Raw genomic sequence first — 11,228 nt, 5'->3', positions numbered from 1 at the left:
CCATGGCGCCCAATGCCGCATTCCGTGAACGCCTCGATCCCGCGGAAAACCGCGATCCGCGCGAAGGCGAAGGGGCAGAGGTCATCGATCTGGCCACGCGCAATGTCCTGCCCACCGTCACCCAGCGCAAGAAGGCGGACGGGCTGGGCCTGGCCGCCGGCGTCCTGATCGTCGCCGCGCTGGGCGGGGTAACGCTGTGGTCGATGGATGCCGCGCGCACTGGCCCGGCCAATAACGCGCCCGCGCCTGCCGCGCCCCAGGCCGCGCCCGTGCCGGCCGGCGTGGTCGCGGCGCCGGCCGCGCCCGGCCGGGCCGCGGCGCCCGCGCCGCTCGCCGCCCCCGCGCCGCAGCCGGTGCTGGCCGCGCCGCCGCAATCGCTGGTCGCCACCGCGCCCGCTTCCAATCCCCATGCCAGCCCCACCGTGGTGTTCGATGCCGGCGGCAATCCGGTGGCCATCGCCGCGCCGGGCGCCTCGGCCGACGGCAAGGGCGCTGGCAACCCGAACGATGATTTCGCCTCGCGCATCGGCGGCGTCGGCGGCGGCGCGGCCACCGCCAGCCGATCGTTCGACCCGGCAACCACGGTGACGCAAGGCACGCTGATCCCGGCGGTGCTGGAAACCGCGATCGATACCGATGTGCCCGGCTATGTCCGCGCCATCGTCAGCACCGACGTGCGCAGCTTCGATGGCAAGCGCGTGCTCGTCCCGCGGTCCTCGCGCCTGATCGGCCAGTACAAGAGCGGCCTGACCGCCGGCCAGAAGCGTGCCTACGTCATCTGGACCCGGCTGATCCGGCCCGATGGCGTCTCGGTCAACATCGGCTCGCCCGCGATCGCCTTCGGCGGCGAAACCGGCCTGCCGGGCAAGGTCAACAGCCACTTCTTCGAACGCTTCGGCTCGGCCATGCTGCTCTCGGTGGTTGGCGGGCTTTCGACGATCACGGGCAATGCCGGCGTGGTCATCGCCGGTGGCGGCCAGTCGGCGGCGGCGGCGGCGGTCCAGCAGGGCGGGCAGGTGGGGCCGACCATCCGCGTGCGCCAGGGCGAACCGATCCGGGTGTTCACGGCCAAGGATCTCGATTTCTCCAAGGTCTCGTGATCCGTGGCGGCGGAGGTCCATCCGATCCAGCCGGGGGCCGGCCTGACCGCGAAGGCTTTGGCGGATAACGCGATGCAGGGACCGCGCAGTGTCTATCTCGACGCTTATCTGGCGCCGCTGCGGCCGTGGCTGGAACGCGAGAGCGTGACCGAGATCCTGGTCAACCGGCCGGGCGAGGTCTGGATCGAGGATGCCGAGCATCCCGGTATGCAGCGCATCGACGTGCCTGAAATGGACAACCAGCTGCTCCAGCGGCTGGCCGAGCAGGTCGCGCGCATCAGCCACCAGGGCATCAATCGCGAGCATCCGCTGCTGGCCGCGACGCTGCCCGGCGGCGCGCGCATCCAGCTTGTCGGCCCGCCCGCGACGCGCGCGAACTGGGCGCTGGCGATCCGCCGCCATCGCCTGCTCGACTTGCCGCTCGACGCTTACGATCGCGGGCCGATCGTGCCGCAGGTCGAGCCGCCGATGCCCGATGCCATGGCCGAGCCGATCGCCTTCCTGCGCGATGCGATCCGGCGGCGGCGCACGATCCTGATCTCGGGCGGCACGTCCACCGGCAAGACCACGTTCCTCAACGCCATGCTGCGCGAGATTCCCTCGCACGAGCGCGTGGTGCTGGTGGAGGACACCGCCGAGCTGCGCTTGCCGGGCGCCAACGGCGTCGGCCTGATCGCGGTGAAGGGCGAGCTGGGCGAGGCCAAGGTCTCGGCCAACGACCTGCTGCAATCGGCGCTGCGCCTCCGGCCCGATCGCATCGTGCTGGGCGAGTTGCGCGGCAGCGAGACGGTGAGCTTCCTGCGCGCGATCAACACCGGCCATCCCGGCTCGTTCTCCACGGTCCACGCCAACACGCCGCGCGGCGCGCTGGAGCAGATCGCGCTGATGTCGATGCAGACCGGCATCGGCCTGACGCGAGCCGAAACGCTGGAATACGCGGCGTCGGTGATCGACATCGTCGTCCAGCTTGACCGGATCGAGGGCAAGCGCGGCATCTCCGAAATCGCCGAGAGCCGCACGCTGGTGGCCTGATCGCCGCGCCGGGCGGCCTTGCCCGGACATCGCTGATGACAGCGCCGCGCCAAGGGCATATAGGCCCGCCGCGATGGAAGCTTTCCGCGCCTTCCTGTTGCGCCATCGCGTGGCGGCCATCCTGCTGGCCATGGCCGCGCTGTGCCTGAAGGCCGTGGTGCCGGCGAACTATATGGTCTCGCAGACTTCGCGGACGATCACGGTCGCGTTGTGCCAGGATGCCAGCGGCGGCGTGGGCTATCACCAGCTCGTCATTCCGATCGATACCAAGTCGGATCATCCGGCGGCCAAGGGCGAATGTCCGTTCACCGCCTTGTCGATGGCCTCGCTGGGCGGGGCCGATCCGGTCCTGCTGGCGCTGGCGCTCGGCTTCATCCTGCTGCTCGGCTTCGCGCCGGTCCGCGCATGGCCGGCAAGGCGCCGCGCCTATCTGCGCCCGCCGCTGCGCGGGCCCCCGGCGACCGCCTGACCCGCTGATCCGCTGTTTCCCGAAGTGGCGCGTGCGCGAGGGATATCCCGCGCGCACCGCCAGCGATCGCCGCACCGCCCGTCGGGCGCGATGATCGCCAGCGGTTTCGGCCCGACACGCCCGGAAATCCGCAAATACCAGGAATGATCATGAAGACTTCGCACCTTGCCGTCGCCGCCATGCTGGCGGCGATGTCCGCGCCCGCGCTTGCCCAGGAGCAGGCCGAAAGCGCCCCTGCCACCGCCGACGGCGCCGCATCCGCAGAGGATGCCGCCATGCTGCCCACAGTGACCGTCAACACGGATGCCGCGCCGCGCACGATCACCTCGGCGCCGCTCAACGGTTCGATCCTGAAGCAGGACCGGCTGCGCCAGGGCGCCGTCGGCTCCAGCGACACCGCCGCCCTGCTGACCGGCCTGCCCGGCGTGAGCGCCAATTCGGGCGGCGGCTTTTCCTCCATGCCGGTGCTGCGCGGCCTGTCCGAGCAGCGCGCGCGCATCGTTATCGACAATGTGCCGATCGACGTGGCCTGCCCCAACGACATGAACTCGCCGCTGTCCTACACCGATCCGCAGACGATCGCCGCGATCGCGGTGGTGCCCGGGGTCTCGCCGGTCAGCATGGGTGGGGACAATATCGCCGGCGTCATCAGCGTGGAAAGCGCCATGCCGCGCTTTGCCGGCGATGGCGGCACCCTGATCGGCGGCGAGGCGTCGGCGTTCTATCGCGGCAATGGCGATGGCTTTGGCGGCGCGCTGTCGTTGACCATGGCCGGGCGGCACCTCAGCGCGACTTACACCGGCTCCTACACCCGGTCGGACAACTACAAGGGCGGCGGTGACCGGGGGACCGTGCGCTCCACCGAATTCGCCAAGACCGACCATGCCCTGGCGCTCGCGGCGCAAGTCGGCGGCGGGATTTTCGAGATCAAGGGCGGCTACCATTTCTCGCCCTACGAAGGCTTCGCCAACCAGTACATGGACATGACCTCGAACAGGTCATGGTTCGTGCAGAGCCGGTATCGCGGGGTGTACACCTGGGGCGATGTCGATTTCACCGCCAGCTATCGCGACACCGATCACGAGATGAACTTCCTGGCCGACAAGCTGCCGGGCGCCATGCCGATGAACACCGAAGTGCATACCTTCACGTCCGCGCTCAAGCTGGACTTGCCGGTTTCGGCGAAGGACACGCTGCGTGTGGGCGGCGATTACCATCACCAGTGGCTGGATGATTACTGGCCGCCGGTCGCCGGCTCGATGATGATGGGGCCGACCCCCTACATCAATATCGCCGGCGGCCGGCGCGACCGCTTCGGCCTGTTCGGCGAATGGGAAGCGCAGTGGTCGCCCGCCTTCTCGACGTCGATCGGCGCGCGCCTTGACCGCGTGACCACGAACACGGGCGATGTCCAGCCTTACGGCACCGGCATGATGAACATGGCCGATGCCATGGCCGCCAGCGCTTTCAACGCCGCCGATCGCCATCGTGCCGACAACAACTGGAGCGCGACCGCGCTGGCAAGCTGGGCGGCGGCCGACGGCGTGGCGATCGAGCTGGGCTATGCCCACAAGGCGCGCTCGCCCAACCTCTATGAGCGCTATGCCTGGGGACGCGGCGCGATGGCGAGCCAGATGATCGGATGGTATGGCGATGGCAACGGCTATGTCGGCGACATCGACCTGAAGCCCGAGCGGGCCGACACGCTCAGCGCGGCCTTGCGGCTGAGCCTGCCGGGCGGCGCGAGCTTCAAGCTTTCACCCTACTACACGCATGTTGACGATTATATCGACGCGGCCTTCGTGCAGGATCTCACCGACATGATGGGGATGCCCAGCGGCTTCGTGCAGCTTCGCTTCGCCAACCAGCAGGCTGAATTCCATGGCATCGACGCTTCGGCCAGCCTGCCGCTCGCCCGGCACGACAACGGCGCCACGACCCTGGCCGCCAGCGCGAGCTGGGTGCATGGCCGGAACCTGTCCGACAAGGGGCCGCTCTATCACCAGATGCCGTTCAACGCGAAAGTGACGCTCGATCACGCGAGCGGGCCGTTCGAGGCCGGGGCGGAGGTGGAATTCGTCGCGGACAAGACCCGCGTCGATGCCACGCGCCACGAACCGCGAACCGCCGGCTATGCGCTGGTCAACCTGCGCGTGGCCTATACGCTGGCACGCGTGCTCCAGGGCGTGAAGCTGAGCGTGGAAGCCAGGAACCTGTTCGACAAGGGCTATGACTTGCCGCTGGGCGGCCAGTCGCTGGGCGACCTGAAGGCCACCGGCATCCTGCGCCCGGTTCCCGGTCAGGGGCGTTCGGTCAACCTGCAGCTCAGCACCCGGTTCTGAGCGGGCGATGCCCGCCGCCGCCGAATGGTCCGACGAGGGGGAAGCCCGCTTCGTCGGTGCGGTTCGGGGCGGCGGGTGCCGATGCGATGGCGCGGCGTTGGCATTCCGCGGTGGCGGTTCGCCACCGCGCGGCGGCTTTTACGCCTCGGCGATGACTTTCACCATCCAGCCCAGGCCCAGCCAGTCGGCAAGCTGGCGCAAGTCCTTGCCGATGCCGTTGGAATAGAGCGCCTGCATGTCATCGTCGAGCACGAGGACAAGCTGGCCGTCTTCCAGCAGCAGACTGGTCTGGGCCAGGGCGGGGCCGGCGCAGCCGGTCAGGCGGCGGCACAGACGTACGGCCAGGCCCCAGCCGATCGCCTGGTTGAGGTCCGCCTCGCTGGCCAGCATGGCGAATTCGGGCGGAATCGCGGTCAGCCCGGAATTGGCGAAGACGGTCATCGCCATCATCGCCCGGCCGCGCGCGTCCAGGCCGATCCAGCGCTTGCGCAGCGCCCAGGCCATCGCCTGCTCGGCCCGCATGTTCGGCTCGCTGCGCATCGCGGCCAGCGCGAGCATGGTCGCGGCAAGGCGCAAGTGGGCATCGGCGGCGCCATCGGCATAGATCGGCGCGGTCCAGCGCGCGACCGCCTCGGCATCGCCCGGCGCGACCAGCGAGGTGCGTGCGAAGGCGGTGATGCCGGCCAGCATCGGATCGGCCGCGCGCGTTTCGGCATCGAGCTGGGCGTAAAGCAGCCCTTCGCGCAGGCCCCACGAGGAAAAGACGATGACCGAAGGCTCGATTCGCTCGACCAGCTGGCCCAGCAGCGCGGCGGCATCGGGCAGGGTGGCCAGGCGCGAGGCGGAAATGCGCGGATCGGGGCTGTCCATCTTGCCCTTTTCCAGCGCCCGGCAAATCCGCAGCGCGATATCGGGGGCAAGCTCGAACCCGTGCGGATCGTCCAGCGGCCAGTCCAGTTCGCGCATCGCCTGCAAGGCCAGCGCGCGCCACGATCCGCCGACGATGAACAGCGGGCGGCCCCTGCCGTTCTTCCAGCCCGCGCCGGCAAGCCCGGCCTTCACCGTCGCGGCGAAGCGCGCCGGGCCGGCGGCGCGCAGATCGGCAAGCCGCAGCGTGCCCAGCGGCATGGTGATGCCACCGCTGCACACGTCTCCATCCACTGCCACCAGTTCCAGGCTGCCGCCGCCCAGATCGCCCACCGTGCCGCTGGCGCCGGGAAAGGCGGCGATGACGCCGGTGGCGCTGGCGCGGGCTTCCTCCTCGCCCGAGAGCAGGCGGGGATTGAGCCCCAGCGCGCGCACGGCGGCGAGGAATTCGTTGCCGTTTTCCGCATCGCGCGTGGCGGCGGTGGCGACGCATTCGATCCGGTCCACCCCCAGCAGGTCCAGCATCGTGGCAAAGCGCCCGAGCGCGGAAAGCGCCGCGCTCATCGCCTTGTCCGACAGCCGCCGGGTCCTGGCCAGATCCTTGCCCAGCCGGGCGCTGACCTTTTCGTTCAGGATCACGACGGGCGCGCGCGGCGGGCCGTTGTAGACGACCAGCCGGACCGTGTTCGATCCGATATCGATGATGGCGCGCTTGTCGCTCATGACGGTGTCGGCGATTCCCTCGGTCCCGGCTTCCCGGTCGCCTATGTCAGATATTGCCGCGGCGAAGCGAGAGCTTGGGCACTTTTCTTCCACTGGCAAGTGACGCACCCCGTCCCGAAAGCGAAGGATTGGTCATGAAATAGCGGTGGAGGTTGAACGGGTTCTCGGTCTCGCCAACGCGTTCGTACGTACCGTCGGGCTCCAGGATCCAGCTTTGCTCGGTATCGAGCAGGTTGGCCAGCATGACCTGGCCCAGCACCTGATCGTGCACCGTCTTGTTGCGGATGGGCACCAGCAGTTCGACGCGCCGGTCAAGGTTGCGGCTCATCCCGTCGGCCGAGGTGATGAACACCCTGGCGCGGCGGTTGGGCAGTTCCGCGCCGTTGGCAAAGGCCCAGATGCGGCCATGTTCCAGGAACCGGCCGATGATCGACTTGACCATGATGTGCTCGGAAAGCCCCTCGATCCCCGGCCGCAGGCAGCAGATCCCGCGCACCACCAGGATGATCTCGACGCCGGCCTGGCTGGCGGCATAGAGCCGGTCGATCAGCTCGGGATCGGTAAGCGAGTTCATCTTGGCCCAGATCGCGGCGGGCTTGCCGGCGCGGGCATGGGCGATCTCGTCGTCGATCGCCTCGTACAGCGTTGCGCGCAGGCTGATCGGTGAGATCGAGAGCAGCTCTGTGCGCTTGGGCTCGACATAGCCGGTGATGAAGTTGAACAGCCGGCCGGCATCGCGCCCCGCCTTGGGATCGGCGGTGAAATAGGACAGGTCGGTATAGATGCGTGCCGTCACCGGGTGATAGTTGCCAGTGCCGAAATGGCAGTAGGTGCGGTAGCTGTCGCCTTCGCGGCGCACCACCATCGAAACCTTGGCGTGCGTCTTCCAGTCGACGAAGCCGTAGATCACCTGCACGCCCGCGCGTTCGAGCTGGCTGGCCCAGAGCAGGTTCTGCTCCTCGTCGAAGCGGGCCTTCAGCTCGACCACGGCGGTGACGGACTTGCCCGCGTCGGCCGCCGCGATCAGCGCGGCGATCACCGCCGATTGCTTGCCCGCGCGGTAAAGCGTCTGCTTGATCGCCACCACGTCGGGATCGGCGGCGGCCTGGCGCAGAAAATCGATCACCACCTCGAACGTCTCGTAGGGGTGCTGGATGACGATGTCCTTCTCGCGGATCGCCGCGAAGCAATCGCCGTCATGCTCCAGGATGCGCTCGGGATAGCGCGGGCTGTAAGGCTCGAACTTCAGCTCGGGCCGATCCTCGTCAGCGATCGCGGACAGGCCGGAAAAGCCGATCAGCCCGCCCGTCTTGATCACCAGCGCGCGATCGAGGCCAAGCTGGCTGCGCAGCAGATCCTCGGCCGCCGGATCGAACTTGCCCTGAAGCTGCAGGACGATGATCAGGCCGCGCCGCCGCCGCTGGATGGCGGTGCGGTAATAGCGCACCAGATCCTCGGCATCCTCCTCGATCTCGATGTCGCTGTCGCGCAGGATGCGGAACACGCCGTGCCCGTTCACGCGAAAGCCGGGGAAGAGCTGGGCGGCGTGGCGGCAGATCAGGTCTTCCACCGAGATGTAGATCGCTTCCTCTCCGGGCACGCGCACGAAGCGCGACAGGGCCGAGGGGATCAGCACCATTTCCATCACCGGCGCATCGTCGGCGATGCGGGTGAGCGAGAACAGCACGCCGATGCCCTGGTTGGCGACGAAGGGGAAGGGGTGCGCCGGATCGATCGCCTGGGGGGTGATCACCGGCATGATGTGTTCGAGGAAATAGTCCTTGAGCCAGCGCTCACCGGCATGGCCCAGCCGCTCCTCGCCGATGACCCGGACGCCTTCGGCCGCGAGCAGCCGCTTCAGGTCTTTCCAGGCATCCTGCTGCATCCGTTCGAGCTTGAGCACTTCCTCGTGAATCGCGGCAAGCTGCTGCGAGGGCGTCATCCCGTCGATCGAGATTTCCTCGATCTGGCGGCGCACCTGCCCGGCCAGGCCGGCCACGCGCACGGTCAGGAACTCGTCGAGATTGCTGCCCGAGATCGAAAGGAAGCGCAGCCGTTCCAGCAGCGGGTAATTGGCGTTGGTCGCTTCGGCCAGGACGCGCTCGTTGAACGCCAGCCAGCTCAGTTCGCGGTTGAAATAGCGGGCCGGGGTCGTGCTGATCGCGGCCGCGGCCGTTTCACTGTCCGTCGCGTTCGATTCGCGTGCTTCAAGCATGTCCTTCGTTTTCACCGCCCGCCTTTGTCATCCCGCTATGAAGGTTTTGCTGCAAAGATCGCATAAACGTCAAAAAGCGCTACCTGAAAGCCCCGCCCTGTTCGGGTAGTGTCTCAGTTTGAATTTTCTTCCCCGCGCTTTTTGTAGGGACCGCGCTTCGCGGGAGCCGGGGCCATCTCGTCGATCTTAGCGACGATATCTTCAAGCGACCACAGCCGATCCGTGATGCCAGCGGCCATCGCAGGCGACATGCGCAGCGTTTTGTGGATGCGGCAGAAGTTATAGAATGCGAAATATAGCGCCAGCGCATGAATGTGGTTGTCGAGCTTCTTCGAGAACGCATTCGTCAACCGGGTGAAGCGGCGGTTCTGCATACGGATCGACAGGTTCATGCGTTCGACGTGCGACGTGCTGACATGGGCGAAGTCGGGATTGCCTTCGCGGCGGATCTTCTTCGCGCCGATGCAATCAGCGGGGCTGTAGCGGCCCGGAGCGGCGATCGTGGGGCCGTAGAGCTTTACAAGCTGCGCATAGTCCACATCGCAACCGAATGCACCTTCCACGGCCTCGACGTAGGCGCGGTGGCCATCAGTGGTAAGCTGAACGCGGTTCGAGAGGCGCGAGCGCAGGTCGTCCATGAGGATGATCGCGCTTTCGCTGGAACGGTCCCCGACGAAGTAGGACACCATCAGCTTCGTGTCAGCATCCAGGGCGGTCCAGCTCCACACGTCGCCAGCGCCTTCAGGGGCGCCCTTCGCTGTCGCTACGTTCTTCTCCTTGGCGTAGCAGAACGACCAGATTTCATCGCACTGGATACGGCTCGCCTTCACGTTGCGCACATGCTCGTCATGCAGCGCAAGGGAAGCTTCCCCGGCTTCCACCAGCAACTTCGAAACGGTGTTGATCGACACGTCCGCAACGCGGCTGATCGAGCGCATGGACGAGCCCTCGCACAGCATGGCGAGGATTTGCGTGCGTTTGGCGAGAGGAAGCTTGTTCATGCCCATTTTCATACTGAACTTATTAGCGATATGCAAGCATAAAGCGTAACCTACTTGGAGCTTTTCTCCTGATACTTAAAGGATTGACCGATTCACTTAAAGCCTTCATATCTCTCCGCATGGCCTCACGCTTTTCTGGACCCGGCAAGCCACGCACTGCCGACGATTGGCTTCACCTTGAATGGGACTTGGCCAATTTATTTTCTGGCGCTCCCGTGAACGAGGAAGACCTTTTCGCCGGTCGCTCCACCGAAGTGAAGCGCATCCTTGAAGCCGTGGTTGAACGATCAAGGCATGTCATTCTCTACGGAGAACGTGGGGTAGGAAAGACTTCCCTCTCCAATATTTTTTGGAGACGATACAACACGATGTTGAAGTCGATGCTTGTTGCTCGTGTTCAAGCCGATCCATCTGATAACTTCACAAGCCTTTGGAATAAGGCGATCGACGAATTGGCTTCAACTGCACGGCAGAGTGACCGCTATGATTTAACTCCGCTCGACACGAACACATCAATGGACAATCCAGATATTGTCCGGCGAGAGCTCCAAAAATGTCGTGCGGATGCCACGCCCATCATCATAATTGACGAATATGATAAGCTTAGCGACGGAAATGCCCGTCTATTAACTGCAAATGTAATCAAATATCTGTATGACTATTCTGCAAATGTCACCATCATTCTCGTTGGCGTAGCCGAGGACATTGTGTCCTTGATTGAGGACCACCAGTCGATAGATCGGGCGATTTCCCAGATTAAGCTCAATAGAATGAGCGATTTTGAACTCAATGAAGTCATTGACAAGCGCCTGTCTAAAACTGTGATGAAGATCAGCGGGGATGCTCGCTGGACCATTGTGACCTTGTCACGGGGCCTTCCATATTTTACGCAGATGCTCGGTAAATATTCAGCGGTTCAGGCTGCGAAAAGGCGTAGCTTAAAGATTGACGTTGAGGACGTAGAGGCGGCAATGGACACGTTCATTGTTGATAGCGAAGAAAAGATGCAGGAAGCCTACAGAAAGGCTACTGAGAGTAATCAGAAAGATAATTTCTTCAAGCAAGTGCTCTTAGCGTGCGCCTTGGCCAAAACCGATCAGTTTGGATTTTTTACCCCAACTGATGTTATTCAGCCATATTCGGCTATTGTGGGGAAGAAAAAAACTCACGCCCACTTCCAACGACACCTAACGGAATTCATAAGCGAGACGCGCGGCAAAATTCTGATCCGACGCGGCGGTGAGCGCCAATATAGGTTTAGATTCTCTGATCCCATGATGCAGCCATTTGTTATTATTCGTGGGATTCAGGAACGCTTGATTGACCCTCAGTCTCGGAAGCGTCTTTTGGAGCAGGAACAGCCCGGTCTCCCCATCGGGTCTTAGCCGCCCGGGTCGCAATCTCGCGGCGGCGCTCTGGGCGTAACTTAGCCGCCCGCGCCTTGCCGCCCTTGCTGCCAAGCTGGGCGGCAGCGCTGGA

The 11,228-nt window shown here is 65.1% G+C and carries 8 protein-coding genes; 5 read left to right on the top strand and 3 right to left on the bottom strand.

Features of this window, described 5'->3' with window-relative positions:
• Positions 1–2: 2 nt before the first annotated feature.
• From PYV00_RS00240 to PYV00_RS00225, 4 genes are all read left to right on the top strand, one after another.
• Entirely contained in the window at positions 3–1,100 is a 1,098-nt protein-coding gene (locus tag PYV00_RS00240) for a TrbI/VirB10 family protein (RefSeq protein ID WP_275226228.1), read from the top strand.
• Positions 1,101–1,103: 3 nt separating this feature from the next.
• Positions 1,104–2,132, top strand: a complete 1,029-nt coding sequence (gene virB11 / locus PYV00_RS00235) for a P-type DNA transfer ATPase VirB11 (protein ID WP_428981597.1) — start codon at positions 1,104–1,106, stop codon at positions 2,130–2,132.
• 73 nt (positions 2,133–2,205) lie between these two features.
• On the top strand, positions 2,206–2,601 hold the full coding sequence (locus PYV00_RS00230) for a hypothetical protein (RefSeq protein WP_275226227.1): 396 nt from the start codon (positions 2,206–2,208) through the stop codon (positions 2,599–2,601).
• 149 nt (positions 2,602–2,750) lie between these two features.
• On the top strand, positions 2,751–4,943 hold the full coding sequence (locus tag PYV00_RS00225) for a TonB-dependent receptor (protein WP_275226226.1): 2,193 nt from the start codon (positions 2,751–2,753) through the stop codon (positions 4,941–4,943).
• A gap of 138 nt (positions 4,944–5,081) precedes the next feature.
• Here the strand turns inward: PYV00_RS00225 and PYV00_RS00220 are convergent, their stop codons facing one another.
• From PYV00_RS00220 to PYV00_RS00210, 3 genes are all read right to left on the bottom strand, one after another.
• Complete coding sequence (locus PYV00_RS00220) at positions 5,082–6,533, bottom strand: Ppx/GppA family phosphatase (RefSeq protein WP_275226225.1); 1,452 nt, start codon at positions 6,531–6,533, stop codon at positions 5,082–5,084.
• 46 nt (positions 6,534–6,579) lie between these two features.
• Positions 6,580–8,748 carry an RNA degradosome polyphosphate kinase gene (locus tag PYV00_RS00215; RefSeq protein WP_275226224.1) on the bottom strand — a complete coding sequence of 723 codons (2,169 nt, stop codon included), beginning with the start codon at positions 8,746–8,748 and terminating at the stop codon, positions 6,580–6,582.
• A gap of 113 nt (positions 8,749–8,861) precedes the next feature.
• Positions 8,862–9,749 (bottom strand): IS1 family transposase, encoded by an 888-nt coding sequence (locus PYV00_RS00210; RefSeq protein WP_275226223.1) that lies wholly within the window; start codon positions 9,747–9,749, stop codon positions 8,862–8,864.
• Positions 9,750–9,868: 119 nt separating this feature from the next.
• Between PYV00_RS00210 and PYV00_RS00205 the strand changes: the two genes are divergently transcribed.
• Positions 9,869–11,134 (top strand): AAA family ATPase, encoded by a 1,266-nt coding sequence (locus tag PYV00_RS00205; RefSeq protein ID WP_275226222.1) that lies wholly within the window; start codon positions 9,869–9,871, stop codon positions 11,132–11,134.
• Positions 11,135–11,228 lie beyond the last annotated feature (94 nt).

This window comes from Novosphingobium album (ex Liu et al. 2023), assembly GCF_029076845.1.
Classification (GTDB): domain Bacteria; phylum Pseudomonadota; class Alphaproteobacteria; order Sphingomonadales; family Sphingomonadaceae; genus Novosphingobium.
The sequence above is the reverse complement of the archived record's forward strand: the minus strand, read 5'-3'. Positions and strand labels throughout refer to the sequence as shown.